Here is a 16,937-nt window from a genome sequence, read left to right on the forward strand (position 1 = left end):
TCACACCCCCGCCAGTTGCAAGGGCAGTTCACGCAGCCGTTGCCCGGTCAGGGCGAACACCGCGTTGGCCACTGCCGGCGCGGTCGGCGGCACACCGGTCTCGCCGATACCGCCCGGTTTGTCGGTGCTGGGCACGATGTGCACCTCCACCACCGACATTTCGTTCAGACGCAGCACCTGATAGTCATGGTAGTTGGACTGCTGAACCTGGCCGTCCTTGAACGTCAGCTTGCTGTGCAGGGTGAACCCCAGGCCAAAGGTGATACAGGACTCCATTTGCGCGGCAATGCTCGCAGGGTTCACCGCAATCCCGCAGTCGACCGCACAGACTACGCGGTGCACACGGATTTTCAGGTTGTCCTGCGACACCTCGGCCACCTGCGCGACGTAACTGCCAAAGGACTCGTGTACCGCCACGCCCAAGGCATGCCCCGCCGGCAACGGCGCCTTCCAGTTGGCCTTCTCCACCGCCAGGTTCAGTACGCCCAGATGCCGTGGATGCGCCTTGAGCAAGGTGCGTCGGTATGCCACCGGATCCTGGCCCGCCGCCGCGGCCAGTTCGTCGATCAGCGACTCCATGACGAAGGCCGTGTGGGTGTGCCCCACCGAACGCAACCACAACACGCTGATCCCGGTCTGCGGTGAGTGCAGGTCCACCCGGTGGTTGGCCAGCCCGGTCAGGTAAGGGCTGTCGGCCACCCCTTCGACCGAGGTCTTGTCGATGCCGTCCTTGACCATGGTCGCCTCCAGCATGGTCCCGGCCATGATCGACTGGCCGACCAGCACATGCTTCCAGGCCTGGGGCAAGCCATCGGCACCCAGGCCGATACGGGCCTGATGCACAAACGCCGAGCGGTAATAGCCACCGCGAATGTCATCCTCCCTCGACCAGACGGTTTTCACCGGCGCGCCCGCGGCCTTGGCCACCTGCACCGCTTCGCTGACAAAGTCCGAGGTCGGATTGGCCCGCCGGCCAAACCCGCCACCGAGGAACTCGGTGTGGATCACCACCTGCTCGGGTTTGAGCCCGGTGATTTTTGCCGCGATCATCTGGTCCAGGGTCTGGAACTGGGTGCCGGTCCAGATCTCGCACTGGTCCGGGGTAATCCTGACAGTGCAGTTGAGCGGCTCCATCGGGGCATGGGCCAGATAAGGCACGCTGTACTCGGCCTCGACGGTTTTCACCGCCTTACCCAGCGCTGAATTGACGTCGCCGGCCTGGCTGGCGGGCGTCCCCGGGGTGGCGGCCAGCTTGCGGAAGCTTTGCAGCAGCGCCAGGCTGTCCAGCCCCTTGTTGGGGCCAAGGTCCCAGTCGATTTTCAAGGCATCGCGACCCAGCTTCGCCGCCCAGTAATGATCGGCTACCACCGCGATCCCGGTCGGCACTTGCACTACTTTATGCACCCCCGGCAGGGCCAGCGCGGCCTGGGCATCGAATGACCTGACGCTGCCGCCAAACACCGGCGAACGGGCGACCATGGCGGTCAGCAAGCCGTCGAACTGCACATCCATGCCGAACTTCGCCTGCCCGGTGATTTTCTCCGGAGTGTCCAGGCGCTGGGTGGGTTTGCCGATAATCCTCCAGTCCCTGGCCTCCTTGAGCTTGATCGACGCCGGATCCGGTGCCGGCAGTTGCCCGGCCTCATTGGCCAGTTCGCCATAGGTGGCACGCTGGTCACCGGCGATGACCACCCCCGACTCCGTCCGGACCTGCGACAGTGCAACATTGAAGCGCTTGGCGGCCGCCTGGATCAGCATCAACCGGGCGGCGGCACCGGCCTGGCGGTAACGGTCGAACTCCATCCAGGTCGAGGTCGAGCCCCCGGTAATCTGCATGCCTCCGAAGGCCGGCAGTCCATAGTCAGCCGCCGATGCCGGCGCGTGTTCAACACGGATGCGGCTCCAATCGGCATCCAGTTCTTCGGCGATCAGCATGGTCAGACCGGTCCAGATCCCCTGGCCCATTTCCGAATGCCCCAGCAGGACCGTCACTCGGCCATCGGGAGCGATGCGAAGAAAGGCGTTGGGGGCGAACACCGCATCCGGTGCCGCTGCAGCCTGGGCAAAGCGATTGGCCCCGGGGATGAAGAACCCCACCACCAGGCCCGCACCCAGCACAGCGCTGCCTTTCAGAAAGGTGCGCCGGACGTATCCATGACAGGACCCATGTTCAAGCCTCCCCAAGGTCGGCAGCGCGTTTGACCGCGGCACGAATGCGTGGATAGGTGCCGCAACGGCAGAGATTGCCCGACAGCGCCTGGTCGATGTCGCTGTCCGTCGGTGCCGGTATTTTTGCCAGCAACGCCACGGTCGACATGATTTGCCCGGATTGACAGTAGCCGCACTGCACCACATCGATCTCGGCCCAGGCGCGCTGCACCGGGTGCGAACCGTCGCTCGACAAGCCTTCGATGGTGAGAATCTTCTGCCCGTTGGCCACCGCCGCAGCCGGCGTGATGCACGAGCGCAACGGCGCGCCATCGACGTTGACCGTGCAGGCGCCGCACTGGGCCATGCCACAGCCGAACTTGGTCCCGGTCAGGTGCGCGACATCACGCAACACCCACAACAACGGCATGTCGCCAGGCACTTCCAGGGGGTGGTCCTTACCATTGATATTGAACGTCAGCACGGCAATCTCCTCGGGGCGGTCAGGACTTTCTGTCCTTTGATCGCGTCGCTGTGGCAACGGATGCCTACGCGCGCGTCGGGTTGTTCATTGAGCTAAGCGCAATTTCCCTGAGGCTCGGGGTTGAGCGACCACCGGTCACCCAACGGCCAGCACAAAAACGGGGTCACCTCTTCAAAGCCCCATGAAGTTGTCACATCGACAGCCAACAACGCTCCACCCACACACCCGCCCGACACGCCACCCAAAAGCAAACCAATATCATTTGCATCGCCGAAGACCTTTTGTTTTAATCGCGACCAATTCCCATTTGCAGCCTTGGCGTTACGGCGCCTCCTGGACATGCGCACTCAATGATGGTCGTCGAAACCTCCCTCGTGCAGAACCTCTACACCAGCCACCATCGCTGGCTGTACGCGCTATTACGCCGACGTTTGAGCGATGCGTTCGATGCGGCCGACCTGGCACACGACACCTTTGTCCGCGTCCTCAAGCGCCCGCAGGACTTCGAGTGCGAAGTGCATGAGCGCTCCCACCTGGCGACTATTGCCCGGGGCCTGTGCATTGATCACTGGCGCCGCCGGCAGCTGGAACAGGCCTGGCTGCAGGCATTGAGCGAACGCCCCCAGGCCCTGCAGCCCTCCCCCGAGCAACGCTTGATCATCGTCGAGACCCTGCACGAAGTGGATGCCATGCTGCAGCGCCTGCCCCAGCGGGTCAGCGATGCGTTCATCCTCGCGCAACTGCATGGCATGCCCTACAAGGCCATTGGCCTTGAGATCGGGGTGTCCGAACGCATGGTCAAGAAGTACCTGGCCCAGGCCCTGATGCATTGCGCCCTGCTGGAGGCCGAGCTCGACGGCCTGCTGATCGAGTAAGCGCCCTTGCCTGGAGCCTTGAAAGCACTCAGCCACGCCAGCCTGCAACAGGCGGCCCACTGGTATGTGCAACTCAACGACCAACAGGTCGACGAACACGAGCGCCTGCGCTGGCAAGCCTGGCTGGCCCAGAGCGGCGAGCACCAGGCGGCCTGGCGCTACGTGGAGCGGGTCGGCGAGCGCTTTGCGCCGCTGCACGGCGACGGCGCATCACCCGCGGCCAGCCAGGCCTTGCGGGGTACCGGGCGTACCAGCGTCACGCGCCGCCAGACCCTCAAGTCCCTGCTGATTCTCACCTCCGGCAGCCTGCTCGGCTGGAGCGCCTGGCACCAGACATCGCTGCCGGACACCCTGGACCGCTGGACCGCCGACCTTTCCACCGGCACCGCAGAGATCCGCGAAAGCCGGCTCAGCGACGGCAGCCAGCTCTGGCTCAATGCGCTCAGCGCGCTGGATGTGCGCTTTGACGCCCGTGAACGCCTGCTGCGATTGCGCGCCGGCGAAGTGCTGATCGACACGGCCAGGGACCCGTTGCGACCGTTTCGGGTGCAGACCGCACAGGGCCTGTTACGGGCATTGGGCACGCGTTTCAGTGTGCGCCAGGACGATGAGCGGACCTTGCTCAACGTGTTCGAAGGGGCCGTTGAGGTGCGCCTGGCCAACGATCAGGTCAACGTGGTGCAGGCTGGGCGGCAAATGGCTTTCAGCCAGACGGCCTTCGAACCCGGGCGCGCCGTCTCTATGGCCCGCGAAGCCTGGCGCCGTGGCGTGCTGTTGGCGGATAACCTGCCGCTGGGCCAGTTGATCGAAGAGCTGAGCCGCTATCGCCAAGGCTATCTGGCCTGCGACCCGGCAGTGGCGCAGTTGCCGGTGATGGGTTCTTTCCCGCTCAAGGACACTGACCAGGCCCTGCGCCTGCTGGAAGCGGCGCTGCCGATCCGCGTCGAAAAGACCCTGGCCTGGTGGGTCAGCGTCGGTGCCAAAGCCTGAACCATCGCCAGAATCGTACTGCTGATCAATCAAGCGACACCGAGCTTTGTAGGAGCGAGCGCGCTCGCGATGAACTCAAGAACTACACGGTTACTCAGAAAATACGCGTAATCGTTAACGCCCATCGCGAGCACTCGAGCGTCGACCGGCTGCTCCTACAAGTGCAGTCTCATCGCCTTAACTGAACTGCATTACACCAGAACCAGATTTTTTTCAGATCGCGGTTCCCTTTTGCGTTTTTCGTTCGGTTAACCCCAAGAAGCACTTCAATTGCCGATCGACTCGATCCAAAGGGACCTCCATGCCGCACCACGTCGCCGCCCGTTTTCGTTTCGCCTTGCGCCCCTTGGCACTGGCCCTTCCCGCCGCCCTGCTGAGCCTGGCCCCTGTGGCCACCCAGGCGGCTGACACCGCCAGCCGCGAGCAGTCCAGCAGCCAGCGCCAGTACCGCATTGCCGCGGGTTCGTTGGTCAGTGCGCTCAATAGCTACGCCGAGCAATCCGGGGTGTTCCTCGCCGGGCACAACGACCTGGCCAGCGGCAAACGCAGCCCGGGGCTCAACGGCAGTTTCACTGAACAGGAAGCCTTGCAGCACCTGCTTCAGGGCAGCGGCCTGCAAGCCCAGCCGCAAGCCGATGGCAGCTACGTGCTGCAAGCGGAGCCCACGGGTGACGGCACGTTGCAACTGGGGGCCACGACCATTTCCGGCCAAGGCCTGGGGACGACCACCGAGGACACCCACTCCTACACCACCGGCTCCACGTCCTCGGCCACCGGCTTGCCGTTGTCACTGCGTGAAACGCCGCAGTCGGTCACCGTGATCACCCGTCAGCAAATGGACGATCGCGGCGCACAGGATGTCGGCGACGTGTTGCGCAATACCCCCGGCATCACGCAACAGGCCTACGACACCGACCGCATGGAGTTCTCGTCCCGCGGCTTTGCCATCACCAACTACCAGTACGATGGCGTCAACCGCGTCTACGACGGCGTTTACGGTGAAGCGGCCACTAACGTCGACGCGGCCACCCTGGACCGTATTGAAGTGGTCAAGGGCGCTACCGGCCTGATGACCGGCTCCGGCGACCCCTCTGCCACGGTCAACCTGATTCGCAAGAAGCCAACCAAGGCGTTCAAGGCTTCGGTCAGCGGTACCGTCGGCTCCTGGGACGCCTACCGCACCGAAGGCGATATCTCCGGACCGTTGAACGACAGCGGCAGCCTGCGCGGGCGCTTCGTCGGCGCCTATCAGGACAAGAACTCCTACCTCGATCATTACAGCCAGAAGAAGGATCTGTTCTACGGCATCCTGGAAGCCGACCTGACCCCGGACACCCTGCTGACCTTCGGTATCGACAAGTCCAGCGTGACCCCACGCGGGACCTCCTGGACCGGCAACCCGACCTACTTCTCCGACGGCGGCCGCACCGATTTTTCGCGCCACTTCAACCCGGGCGCCGACTGGAGTCGTCGCGACTTCGACGACATCACCTACTTCGCCTCCCTGGAGCAGGCGCTGGCCAATGACTGGAAACTCAAAGTCAGCCTCGACGAGAAAACCACCGACCACGACACCCGCCTGGCCTCGGCCAGTGGCGGCAACCCGGACCGGGCCACCGGCGAAGGCATGTTCCTGTACTGGGGCCGCTGGGAAGGCCATCGCGTCCAGGACACCGCCGACGTCAACCTCTCCGGCCCCTTCACCCTGGGCGGTCGCGAGCATGACCTGGTGGCCGGCGTCATGGCGTCCCACTCGCGCCAGACCGGCTCGACCTACGACACCAGCGCCTTCGAAACGGTGCCGGGCAGCATCTATGACTGGAACGGCGACCTGCCGTACCAGGCATTTCCGAAAAACGGCAAATACGAGCGCACCCAGAGCCAGAACGGTGTTTACCTGGCCACCCGCCTGCGACCGACCGACGACCTGTCGTTCATCCTCGGCAGCCGCTTGAGCACCTTCAAGTACAACGAAGACTACGCCTACTACCCGGGCTCAGGCCTGGACGACACCCACGCCAGCTACAAGGAACATGGCGTCGTTACCCCCTACGCCGGCGTGATCTATGACCTGGACGATACCTACTCGGTCTACGCCAGCTACACCTCGATCTACCAGCCGCAGGTCTACAAGGACACCGATGGCAAGACCCTGGCGCCGGTGGAAGGCGACAGCTATGAAACCGGCCTCAAGGCCGCGTACCTGGACGGCAGGCTGAACGCCAGCCTGGCCCTGTTCCGCATCGAGCAGGACAACGTTGCCGAATCGATCGGCACCAACCCGGTCACCGACGAAGGCATCTACAAGGCCGTCGATGGCGCCACCACCCAGGGCGTGGAGCTGGAACTGGCCGGTGAACTGCAGGAAGGCTGGAACCTGATCGCCGGCTACACCTACGCCCGCACCCGCGACCAGGACGATCAACGCGTCTACGGTTACCCGCTGTCCACCACCAAGCCGGAACACGTGATCCGCACATTCACCACCTACCGCCTGCCGGGCGCCCTGGACAAGGTCACCGTCGGTGGCGGGGTCAGTTGGCAGAGCGCGTTCTACGGCAAGGTCTACAGCCCGACCGTGGGCGATAACACCCGGATCAGCCAGGGCGGCTACAGCCTCGTCGACCTGATGACCCGCTATCAGTACAACGAGCACCTGAGCTTCACCGCCAACGCCAACAACGTCTTCGACAAGAAGTACCTGACGGGCCTGGGCAACTTCGACACCACCTTTTATGGCGAGCCGCGCAACCTGATGCTCACCACCAAGTGGGACTTCTAGGCCAACTGCCCCTCCCGCCGCTGCCGAACCGTCGGCAGCGCGCGGTTCTCCCGACGGTCGATCCACGGCATCACCCAACGACTATGCTGATAGTCCAGTGTGATGACCTGTTGAGGAGAACCGCCATGTCGCGTATCCAGAAACTCACCCCCTGCCTGTGGTTCGACGACCAGGCCGAAGACGCCGCGCACTTCTACTGCTCGGTGTTCGAGCACTCCACCGTCACCGCCATCACTCGCTACGGCAAGGCCGGCTTCGAGTTCCACGGTCGGCCCGAAGGCTCGGTGATGACCATCAGTTTCGTGCTCGACGGCCAGACCTTCACCGCTCTCAACGGCGGCCCGGTGTTTCGCTTCAACGAGGCGATCTCGTTCCAGGTCAACTGCCACTCGCAGTTTGAAATCGATCACTTCTGGTACGCTCTGTCGGCCGGGGGCGACGAGCAGGCCCAGCAATGCGGCTGGCTCAAGGACAAGTTCGGCCTGTCCTGGCAAATCGTACCGGTGGCGTTGATGGAGATGATGACCGACCAGGACTCCAGCAAGTCCCAACGCGCCATGCAGGCCATGCTCAACATGAAGAAAATCGACATCGCCACACTCGAGCGGGCCTTCAACGACCAGGGCTGAGACGCCCCGGCCACTCGGGGCTCAGCCTGCGACCACAAACACGATGATGGGGCCGCACACGGCCAGCAGCACGTTGGAGATCGCATAACACACGGTAAAGCCGATCACCGGCGTGCTACTGCCGGACTGTTCGATGATTTTGTTCATGGACGCCGCTTCGGTCTGCGCCCCGGCGAGGGCGCCAAGCAGGATCATGGGGTGCAAGCGCAACACATATCGACCGAAATACAGGGAGACCAGAGGCGGCAACAGGGTCACCACCACCCCTGAAAGCAACAGTGGCAGACCATGCTCGCGCATGGCGGTGATGGCCGCAGGCCCGGCCAGCAACCCGATCACGGCGCCAAAGGCGGTCAGGCCGAACTCGGAAAACGCCCATTGCGCGGCCGGGGGCAACGCACCCGTTTCAGGGTGACGGGAGTTGTACCAGCCAATCACCAGCCCCGTCACCAGCACGCCACCGCCGACTCCGAGCTCCACCGGGATCATGCCGACATGGGTCGACAGCAGCCCCAGCACCGAGCCGATGACCATGCCCAGGGTATGAATGGCGATATCGCTCTTGTAATCCTGCTTGCGGATCCGCCCCAGGCGCGCCGCCAGCGCTTCGACACTGCGGGTACGCCCGGTCAGGGAAATCACGTCGCCACGGCGCAGAACGGTATTGGGCAACAGCGGCAGTTCAAACGTCTGGCGGGTAATGGCGTTGACAAAACACCCCGGGCGGTCGCCGCCGGTGACCAGACGCTTGATCTGCTGCAGGGTCTTGCCCGCAAACTCAGCCGAGGTCAGGACAATGTCCGCCTGACGTGTAGCAAACGAAAGCGATAGTGGGTGATCCAGTTCCGGTCCGATCCACTCGTTCAAAGGTCCCACGGCCTCGCGCAGCGCATAGCCCCCCAGAATGTCATCCGCCCGCAGGACCAGACTGATATCCCGCTCCAGTACGTGACCGTCGCGCACCACCCGCTCCACCGTCAGGCCCGCATGCTGCTGTTCGAGCCAGGCAATGGGGTGACCGTCCGCGGGCCCGTTGGCCGCGACCCGATGGGCACGCACCACCACGCGGGTATAAGGTACGGCGATGGCGTCTTCCTCATTGTCGATGCCCAACTCCCGCTCCAGTTCCCGGGCCGAGCTTTTCAGGTCGATCCCCAGCAGACGTGGGGCAACAGTGCCGACAAACACGATCAGGCCGATGGTGCCGAACAGGTACGTCACCGCATAGGCCACGGCCATATGGCTGTTGAGCAGGTTCCGGGCCGCCGGCTCGAGGGCCAGTTCGTTGATGGCGCTGCTGGCGGTTCCCATGATCGCCGTGTCGGTCAGCGCACCCGCGCCGAGACCGGCGGTGAAGCCGGCGTCGAAATGGAAGACCGCGTTCATCAGCAGGATCGAGCCCAGTGCCGTCGCACACAGCACCACCGACAGCAACACCAGTTTCAGGGTGCCGCGGTTGAGGCTGCCAAAAAACTCCGGCCCGCTCTTGAACCCCACTGCGTAGATGAACAGTGCAAAGAACACCGATTTGAAGGCTTGTGGCACCTCAATGCCGATCTGCCCGATCAGCAACCCCATCAACAGGGCGCCGGCCACCGATCCGAGGTGAAAGCTGCCCAGCTGAATCCGACCGATGAGCACGCCTAGGGAAATCGCCAGGAACACCGCGATTTCCGGTGACGCCTGTAGCGCACCCAGCAAGAACTCAAGCATTCGAAACTCCCTTTCCGGTTTGATTGAGCACGTCGCGCACCAGGTGGCAACAGAGTCCTGTCGCCGGCCAGTGTAGTCGCTAAATCATTCCGTTCCGGGTTCAGTACTTCCAGAACACCGGCGTGAACAGCACCAGTACCGTCAGGATTTCCAGGCGCCCCAGGAGCATGCCAATGGTCAACAGCCACTTCGCGGCATCAGGCAAGGTTGAAAAATTACCTGCCGGCCCGATGATCGCCCCTGCCCCCGGGCCCACGTTACACACGGCCGTGGCGGCCCCCGTCAACGCGGTCGTCCAGTCCAGCCCGATAAGCGCCAGCCCCAGGGCAATCACGGCAATGGTGATGGTGAAAAAAAACGAGAAGGTCAACAGCGACCGGACAATCTCCTCGTCAATGGCGTGACCGTTGTACTGCTTCTGAATCACCGCCCGTGGGTGGATGAGTTGCTTGAGGTTGCTCATCAGCAGCGCGGCGGCCACCTGGAAACGAAAGATCTTCAGGCCTCCCGCCGTGGAGCCGGAACACCCCCCCACGAAGGTCAGGTAGAAGAACAGCAGCACGGAAAAGCTGCCCCACAAGGTGTAGTCGCCGACCGCGACCCCCGTGGTCGTGACCACTGACGTCACGTTGACCGCCACGATGCGAAACGCATCCCACCACCCGAAGTCGCTGTGCAGCCACAGCCAGGTACCGAACGCCAGCCAGGTCAAGACCAGGAAACCGATGAACCCCCGCACCTGCTGATCCTTGAGCACGGCACTTCGATGGCCGCGCAAGCTCGCGACGTACAACGCGAACGGCAGGCTGCCGAGGATCATGATGACCACCGCCACCCAATGAATCGCCGGTTGGGTCCAGTGCCCCAGGGACGCATCCGAGGTCGAGAAGCCGCCGGTCGAGATCAGCGACATGGCATGGTTGACTGCTTCGAACGGGGTCATCCCGGCAAGCCACAGCGCCAGCGTGCCAAGGCCAGTCAGGCCCAGGTAAATCCAGACGATGTACGTGGCACCGACATGGGAGCGTGGCGTCACTTTCTCCGACCAGTCCGACGACTCGGTCTGGAACAGCCGCATGCCGCCCACCCGCAACATGGGAAGAATCGCCACCGCCATACCGATAAAGCCTATACCCCCGAGCCAATGCAGCATCGAGCGCCAGATCAACAATCCGGGAGAGGCGGTGTCCAGGCCGGTCAGGACCGTGGAGCCGGTGGTGGTAATCCCCGACATCGTTTCAAAGAACGCGTCGGTGTAGCTGATGTGACGGATGAACACCATGGGCAGCGCCGCAAAGGTGCAGACCACGACCCAGCTCGCCGTCGTCAGCAGGTACATGTCCCGGGGGCGCAATTGCACGGTTTCCGGGCGCCCCTTTGCCACCAGCAACAGCCCGCAAACGAAGGTGATCAGGCTCGACCAGAGAAAGGCCGGCAGGTCGTCGCTGCGCTCGTGCGCCACCAGGGTCAGCATGGGGATCGCCATGCTGACAGCCAGCGTTATCAGAAACATGCCCAGGATAAAACCGATAAGCCGAATTGCCGTGCCAGACATCAAACAGACCCACCAGATAAAAGGCACGCAGTATCAGAGGTCGAACCGTGCGCCCGCGTAAAGTTTCCGTAATTTTTCCCTTGGCTGCGCAGTGCACTCATCACCTGCGCCGGACCACCGGGAGGCATCGGCACCCGCTTCTCAAACAACGATTAACAGTGTAGAAGAGGCGCATGCGTCTCGTTGCCCGCATGTCACGCACGCCACTGCCGTGATGCGCACAATGGAATCCACCCCCATGTCATACCGCAATGCCGCACAGGCCAAGGGCGTTTTTACCCCCCCTTCACCTCGACCAAAGACCCAGGCAGGGGACACGTCCCCGCGCTTCTGGCGCGATGATGCCCTGCCCTTCATCGAGGCACGCGCCATCGCCGATGGTCGAGAAGTCTGTTACGCCCGGCATTCCCACGAGCATTTCTCCATCGGTGCAATCACGGCCGGACGCAGCACCTACCTGCATGAGCGCTCGGCCTTCGAAGTTGCAGCTGGCACCGTGGTGCTGATGAACCCCGGCGACGTCCATGCCTGCAACCCCATCGACGACCAGCCATGGGCCTACCGCATGCTGTATGTCGATACGCCGTGGCTGACCGACCTCCAGCATCAGCTGGGATTCAGCGCGGAACTGGATTTTCGGCGCTTTGCCATCCCCCATTGCGACGACCGCGCCGTGTTCGACGGGCTCAATCAACTGTATGACACCCTGCTCGACGAACAGGCGCCGATCCTGCAAAAACACAGCGCCACGGTGGCGTTCTTTACCGAGGTACAGACCCTGCTCAACCCGGCCGAGGTCCTGGTTCGCGAACCCAACTTCAAGCTCGAACGGGCCGCCGAGTACATCCGCGAGCACTGCACCCAGGCGCTGAAACTGGAGGATATCTGCGAAGCGGCGCAGCTCTCGACGTCGTACCTGATCCGCGCGTTCAAGCAACAGTACGGGATGACGCCCCATGCGTTCCTGGTCAACCAGCGCATCCAGTTCGCCCGCCACCAGTTGCGCCAGGGCAAGCTGATTGCCGACGTCGCGCTGCAAGCGGGGTTCGCCGACCAGGCGCACTTTCAGCGCGCCTTCAAACAGCACCTGGCCGCGACACCCGGGCAATATCGCGGCTAAACCGCCTGAGGCAGCAGCAGATAGCCGGCGCTGAGCGCCAGCAGCAATGCCATCAAGCGGTTGAACAGACGCATGCCACCGGCATTGTTCAGGTAGTGCCGCAAATAGGTACCGGCATAGGCCCAACAGGCGACCGACAGGTAGCAGATCACCAGGTACACCGCCGCAAACTGCCAGACCAGCCGCGCATCTCCGTCAGCGACAAAGGCCCCCATGCCCGCGACACAGGCCAGCCAGGCCTTGGGGTTGAGCCACTGCATCAGCGCCCCGTAGAACATCGTCGGCGCCTTGCCCCCGTCCTTGGTGCCGAGACGGCCATCATCGGTCGCCAGTTTCCAGGCCATGAACAGTAGAAACGCCACCCCGGCCAACTGCACCACCCGGGTCAACGCCGGCCAGCGTTCCAGCAGCTCATGCAAGCCCAACCCCATCAACACCAGCAACAGCACAAACCCCAGGGTGGCCCCCGCCACGTGCCGCTGACTGGCGCGAAAGCCGTACTGCGCCCCCGAACTCAGGGCAACAATGTTCACCGGCCCCGGGGTGATCGACGCAACCAACGCAAACGCGGCCATGGAAATGATCAGACTCATTGCACACCTTCCTTCAGACAACCGGGGACATCCCGGCGCTCAAGGTAGAAGGAGGCCCAGGCAGCTGTATTGAAGAAAACACCCCTTGGCGGATGTCCGCGTTGCAGATCGAACGATCTGTGTCATACGGATGTCACTGACAGTACAACTGCCGCAACACCGATGACGAGCAAACACTGCATCACAAAGGGTAAGCAGCATGGCAAACACCGAAGAGCCCCGTGACCCGAGCCCGATGTCGCCGGGTATGGTCGTCGCCTATGCGATCGGCCTGCCGCTGGCGCTGTTGGGCCTGATCTTCCTGCCCGCCGGTACCCTCGCCTGGCGGCCCGGGTGGATATTCCTCGGCGTGCTGGTGCTGGGTTTCGGGATCTCGGCCCTGGTGCTCGCCCGGGTCAACCCGGTGATCTACCGTGCGCGCAGCCGGATTCAGGCGGGCACCAAACGCTGGGACAAAGCGCTGCTGGCGCTCCTCCTGCCGACTCTGGTGGCGATCCTGCCGGTGGCCGCCCTCGATGCCGGGCGGTTTCATGGCTCGGCCGTTCCGGCCTGGGCGGTGCTGGCGGGTTATCTCGGCGTGCTGGCGGGGATCGGTGTGACGGGCTGGGCACAGGCGGTGAATCCGTTCTTCGAACCGGGCGTACGGATCCAGTCCGAACGGCATCAGCGCGTGATTGATGGCGGTCCCTACCGCTTCGTGCGGCACCCCGGGTATGTCGGCGCACTGTTTCTGTTCTTCGGCATGGCGCTGGCGCTGGGCTCGTTCTGGGCGCTGGTGCCCGCCGCGCTCGCGGCAGCGCTACTGGTCCTGCGCACGGCCTGGGAAGACCGGTTATTGCAGGCCGAACTGCCCGGCTATGCCGACTATTCCCGTCGGGTGCGGTGGAGATTGCTCCCCGGCGTCTGGTGAATGATTCCTGCCCGCTGATAGGCTGTAGAGAACCCCTGAGTCCGTCGCTCATCCCGATGACCGATGCAGCCCACATGATTTCCAGAAGAACAGCCCATGCCCCCTACCCACCTCGACGATCGTAGCCCCTGGCAGGTCTTTCTTGTCTTCCTACGCCTGGGACTGACCTCGTTCGGTGGCCCCGTCGCCCATCTGGGCTACTTTCGAGCGGAGTTCGTGGTCCGCCGACGCTGGTTGAGTGAGCGCAGCTATGGGGATCTGGTGACGCTCTGCCAGTTTTTGCCCGGCCCCGCCAGCAGCCAGGTCGGCATGGCCCTGGGCCTGTCGCGGGCCGGCTACCGTGGCGCGCTGGCAGCCTGGCTCGGTTTTACCCTGCCCTCGGCACTGCTCCTGATCCTGCTGGCGCTGGGTATTTCCGGTTATGGGGAAGTGCTACCGTCCGGCACCCTGCACGGCCTGAAAGTCGTCGCGGTGGCCATCGTCGCCCAGGCGGTATGGGGCATGGCGCGCACCCTCTGCCCGGATGTACCCCGCATCACGTTGATGGTGGCCGCGACCTGCCTGGTGCTACTGCTGCCATCGGCCTGGGCACAGGTTGGGGTGATGGCTGGCGCGGGCATCGCGGGCCTGTTGCTGTGCAAGCCCCCGCAGGCCGGCGAGCATGAGCCGCTGCCGATCACGGTCAGTCGCCGGGCGGGGGCGCTGTGGCTGACACTCTTTCTGGCCTTGCTGGCGGGCCTGCCACTGTTGGCCGGACTGATGGCCAGTCCGACCCTGAACATGCTGGGTGCCTTCTACCGCAGCGGATCCCTGGTGTTCGGTGGCGGGCACGTCATGCTCCCGCTGCTCCAGGCCGAAGTGGTCCCCACTGGCTGGATCAGTAACGAGACCTTCCTGGCCGGCTACGGTGCGACCCAGGCCATGCCCGGTCCGTTGTTCACCTTTGCCGCCTTTCTCGGGGCCTCGATGCACGGCCCGCAGTCAGGCTGGCTCGGCGGTCTGCTGTGCCTGCTGGCGATCTTCGCACCGTCCTGGCTGCTGGTACTCGGCGTCCTGCCGTTCTGGGAGCGACTGCGGCGCAATCAAGGCGTGCAAGCGGCGATGTTCGGGATCAACGCCGCGGTGGTCGGCCTGCTGCTGGCCGCGCTCTATCGGCCGGTATGGACCAGCGCCATTGTGCAGCCGGCGGACTTCGGCCTGGCACTGGTCGCCTTGGTGGCGTTGATGTACTGGAAGCTCCCACCCTGGCTGGTGGTCGTGGGTTGCGGCATTGCCGGCGGGCTGTTGAGCCTCATGCCCTGAGCCGCGCGGGGTCTGAGACCCGCCAGGGCACGGTCGCGCTCAGTCCAGCACCGGGACCACGCGCGACGGCTTGACCGATTTGAACGAAAAGCTCGAGTAGATCTCCTTGACCGCCGGCAGGGTTTGCAGCACCTCGCGCGCGAACTCGCCGAAGGACTCCAGGTCCTTGGCCACCACTTCCAGCAGAAAGTCGTAGCGCCCGGAGACGTTGTGGCAGGCGACGATTTCCGGAATTTCCAGCAAGCGCTGTTCGAAGGTCCTGGCCATGTCCTGGTTATGGGACTCCATCATCACGCTGACAAACGCGGTGACACCGTAGCCCAGCGCCTTGGGCGAAAGCACCGCCTGATAGCCCGTGATCACCCCGCTCTCCTCGAGGAGTTTCACCCGTCGCCAGCACGGCGAGGTGGTCAGGGCAACCTGATCGGCCAACTCGGCGACCGTCAGTCGGGCATTGCCTTGCAGGGCGATGAGGAGTGCCTTGTCAGTGCGATCCAGGCCAGGGGGCATGTCTTGCCTCTCAATCTTGTTTTTAGGGATATTTATTCTAAACAACCGTTTATTCGTCGGTTATTTTGGAATTTTTCGCGTTGAGTTTGAGCATAGCATTGTAGGAAATCAGGGAGCGTTGACCATGAACAATAAAAACAATGAGCTTGGCTTTTCTACCCGCGCCATCCATCACGGCTACAACCCGCTGGACAACAACGGCGCACTGATCCCGCCGATCTACCTGACGTCCACCTTCGCCTTCCCCACCGTCGAATACGGTGCAGGGTGTTTCGCCGGCGAAGAGCCCGGGCACTTCTACACTCGCATCTCCAACCCGACCCTGGCGCTGCTGGAGTCACGCATGGCCACCCTGGAAAACGGCGAGGCCGCGGTGGCCTTCAGCTCCGGCATGGGGGCGATTGCCGCGACCTTCTGGAGCCTGCTGCGTCCCGGCGACGAGATCATCGTCAATGGCACCCTGTACGGGTGCACCTTCGCCCTGCTGCACCACGGCATCGGCGAGTTTGGCATCAAGGTGCGCCATGTCGACATGGCCAACCTGGCCGAGTTGCGCGATGCCATCGGGCCCGCGACGCGCATGATCTATTTCGAGTCGCCGGCCAACCCGAACATGCAACTGGTCGATATCGCGGCGGTGGCCGGGATCACCCGCAAGCACCCGGATGTCACCCTGGTGGTGGATAACACCTACTGCACCCCGTACCTGCAACGACCGCTGGACCTGGGCGCGGACGTAGTGGTGCATTCGGCCACCAAGTACCTCAGCGGCCATGGCGACATCACCGCCGGTATCGTGGTGAGCAGCCAGGCACTGGCGAACCGAATCCGCCTGCAAGGGCTCAAGGACCTGACCGGTGCCGTGATGTCGCCCCAGGACGCCTTCTTGCTGATGCGCGGGCTCAAGACCCTGTCGTTGCGCATGGAGCGCCATTGCAGCAACGCTCAGGTGATTGCCCGATATTTGCAGGAACACCCTGCCGTCGAGTCGGTGACGTACCCCGGCCTGCCCTCCTTTGCCCAGTACGAGTTGGCGGCCCGGCAAATGAAATTGCCGGGGGGCATGATTGCGTTCGAACTCAAGGGCGGGCTGCCCACCGGCAAGCGCTTCATGAACGCCCTGCAACTGTTCAGCCGCGCCGTCAGCCTGGGAGACGCCGAATCCCTCGCCCAGCACCCGGCCAGCATGACCCACTCCACCTACACCCCTGAAGAACGCGCCCGCCACGGTATTGCCGAGGGGCTGGTACGCTTGTCGGTAGGCTTGGAAGACTGCGCCGACTTGCTTGCCGACGTCGCCCAGGCCCTCGATGTGTGCGCGTGAGG

Annotated in this window: 14 protein-coding genes; 8 read left to right on the plus strand and 6 right to left on the minus strand. The window is 63.6% G+C overall.

The features are described 5' to 3' along the window. Positions 1-2,184, minus strand: a complete 2,184-nt coding sequence (locus tag CKW29_RS02480; protein WP_095147861.1) for a xanthine dehydrogenase family protein molybdopterin-binding subunit — start codon at positions 2,182-2,184, stop codon at positions 1-3. Next, entirely contained in the window at positions 2,171-2,632 is a 462-nt protein-coding gene (locus CKW29_RS02485) for a (2Fe-2S)-binding protein (RefSeq protein WP_095077151.1), read from the minus strand. The genes CKW29_RS02480 and CKW29_RS02485 overlap by 14 nt, the downstream gene beginning before the upstream one ends. A 350-nt stretch (positions 2,633-2,982) precedes the next feature. Between CKW29_RS02485 and CKW29_RS02490 the strand changes: the two genes are divergently transcribed. From CKW29_RS02490 to CKW29_RS02505, 4 genes are all read left to right on the plus strand, one after another. After that, positions 2,983-3,507: a sigma-70 family RNA polymerase sigma factor gene (locus CKW29_RS02490; protein WP_095147862.1), complete on the plus strand. Its 525-nt coding sequence runs from the start codon at positions 2,983-2,985 to the stop codon at positions 3,505-3,507. A gap of 6 nt (positions 3,508-3,513) precedes the next feature. Then, complete coding sequence (locus tag CKW29_RS02495; RefSeq protein WP_095146581.1) at positions 3,514-4,497, plus strand: FecR domain-containing protein; 984 nt, start codon at positions 3,514-3,516, stop codon at positions 4,495-4,497. Positions 4,498-4,798: 301 nt separating this feature from the next. Beyond that, entirely contained in the window at positions 4,799-7,279 is a 2,481-nt protein-coding gene (locus CKW29_RS02500) for a TonB-dependent siderophore receptor (RefSeq protein WP_177452375.1), read from the plus strand. Between the two features lie 125 nt (positions 7,280-7,404). Continuing rightward, positions 7,405-7,908 (plus strand): VOC family protein, encoded by a 504-nt coding sequence (locus tag CKW29_RS02505; protein ID WP_095146582.1) that lies wholly within the window; start codon positions 7,405-7,407, stop codon positions 7,906-7,908. 21 nt (positions 7,909-7,929) lie between these two features. Here CKW29_RS02505 and aspT read toward each other — a convergent pair whose 3' ends face one another. Continuing rightward, on the minus strand, positions 7,930-9,621 hold the full coding sequence (gene aspT, locus CKW29_RS02510) for an aspartate-alanine antiporter (RefSeq protein WP_095147863.1): 1,692 nt from the start codon (positions 9,619-9,621) through the stop codon (positions 7,930-7,932). Positions 9,622-9,721: 100 nt separating this feature from the next. After that, on the minus strand, positions 9,722-11,176 hold the full coding sequence (locus tag CKW29_RS02515; RefSeq protein ID WP_095147864.1) for a TrkH family potassium uptake protein: 1,455 nt from the start codon (positions 11,174-11,176) through the stop codon (positions 9,722-9,724). A gap of 238 nt (positions 11,177-11,414) precedes the next feature. Between CKW29_RS02515 and CKW29_RS02520 the strand changes: the two genes are divergently transcribed. Beyond that, on the plus strand, positions 11,415-12,296 hold the full coding sequence (locus tag CKW29_RS02520) for an AraC family transcriptional regulator (protein WP_095146584.1): 882 nt from the start codon (positions 11,415-11,417) through the stop codon (positions 12,294-12,296). Here CKW29_RS02520 and CKW29_RS02525 read toward each other — a convergent pair. Continuing rightward, complete coding sequence (locus CKW29_RS02525) at positions 12,293-12,889, minus strand: LysE family translocator (RefSeq protein ID WP_095146585.1); 597 nt, start codon at positions 12,887-12,889, stop codon at positions 12,293-12,295. The two genes, CKW29_RS02520 and CKW29_RS02525, sit on opposite strands and share 4 nt — an antisense overlap. Before the next feature lie 199 nt (positions 12,890-13,088). Here CKW29_RS02525 and CKW29_RS02530 point away from each other — a divergent pair, with 199 nt between their 5' ends. After that, positions 13,089-13,799 carry an isoprenylcysteine carboxylmethyltransferase family protein gene (locus CKW29_RS02530; protein WP_256577071.1) on the plus strand — a complete coding sequence of 237 codons (711 nt, stop codon included), beginning with the start codon at positions 13,089-13,091 and terminating at the stop codon, positions 13,797-13,799. Positions 13,800-13,895: 96 nt separating this feature from the next. Then, complete coding sequence (gene chrA / locus CKW29_RS02535) at positions 13,896-15,101, plus strand: chromate efflux transporter (protein ID WP_095147865.1); 1,206 nt, start codon at positions 13,896-13,898, stop codon at positions 15,099-15,101. Between the two features lie 39 nt (positions 15,102-15,140). Here the strand turns inward: chrA and CKW29_RS02540 are convergent, their stop codons facing one another. Next, positions 15,141-15,611 carry an Lrp/AsnC family transcriptional regulator gene (locus tag CKW29_RS02540; RefSeq protein WP_095146587.1) on the minus strand — a complete coding sequence of 157 codons (471 nt, stop codon included), beginning with the start codon at positions 15,609-15,611 and terminating at the stop codon, positions 15,141-15,143. 124 nt (positions 15,612-15,735) lie between these two features. Here CKW29_RS02540 and CKW29_RS02545 point away from each other — a divergent pair, with 124 nt between their 5' ends. Beyond that, a complete protein-coding gene (locus CKW29_RS02545) occupies positions 15,736-16,935 on the plus strand; it encodes a methionine gamma-lyase (RefSeq protein WP_095146588.1) in 1,200 nt (399 codons plus the stop codon). The last annotated feature ends 2 nt before the right edge of the window (positions 16,936-16,937 follow it).

It is taken from the genome of Pseudomonas sp. Irchel s3a18 (genome assembly GCF_900187535.1).
In the GTDB taxonomy this organism is placed as follows: domain Bacteria; phylum Pseudomonadota; class Gammaproteobacteria; order Pseudomonadales; family Pseudomonadaceae; genus Aquipseudomonas.

Coding starts and splice junctions, on each gene's coding strand:
- CKW29_RS02490 (WP_095147862.1), top strand. CDS start 2,983: ATGATGGTCGTCGAAACCTCCCTCGTGCAGAACCTCTACACCAGCCAC.
- chrA (WP_095147865.1), top strand. CDS start 13,896: ATGCCCCCTACCCACCTCGACGATCGTAGCCCCTGGCAGGTCTTTCTT.
- CKW29_RS02515 (WP_095147864.1), bottom strand. CDS start 11,176: ATGTCTGGCACGGCAATTCGGCTTATCGGTTTTATCCTGGGCATGTTT.
- aspT (WP_095147863.1), bottom strand. CDS start 9,621: ATGCTTGAGTTCTTGCTGGGTGCGCTACAGGCGTCACCGGAAATCGCG.
- CKW29_RS02520 (WP_095146584.1), top strand. CDS start 11,415: ATGTCATACCGCAATGCCGCACAGGCCAAGGGCGTTTTTACCCCCCCT.
- CKW29_RS02525 (WP_095146585.1), bottom strand. CDS start 12,889: ATGAGTCTGATCATTTCCATGGCCGCGTTTGCGTTGGTTGCGTCGATC.
- CKW29_RS02545 (WP_095146588.1), top strand. CDS start 15,736: ATGAACAATAAAAACAATGAGCTTGGCTTTTCTACCCGCGCCATCCAT.
- CKW29_RS02540 (WP_095146587.1), bottom strand. CDS start 15,611: ATGCCCCCTGGCCTGGATCGCACTGACAAGGCACTCCTCATCGCCCTG.
- CKW29_RS02530 (WP_256577071.1), top strand. CDS start 13,089: ATGGCAAACACCGAAGAGCCCCGTGACCCGAGCCCGATGTCGCCGGGT.
- CKW29_RS02500 (WP_177452375.1), top strand. CDS start 4,799: ATGCCGCACCACGTCGCCGCCCGTTTTCGTTTCGCCTTGCGCCCCTTG.
- CKW29_RS02505 (WP_095146582.1), top strand. CDS start 7,405: ATGTCGCGTATCCAGAAACTCACCCCCTGCCTGTGGTTCGACGACCAG.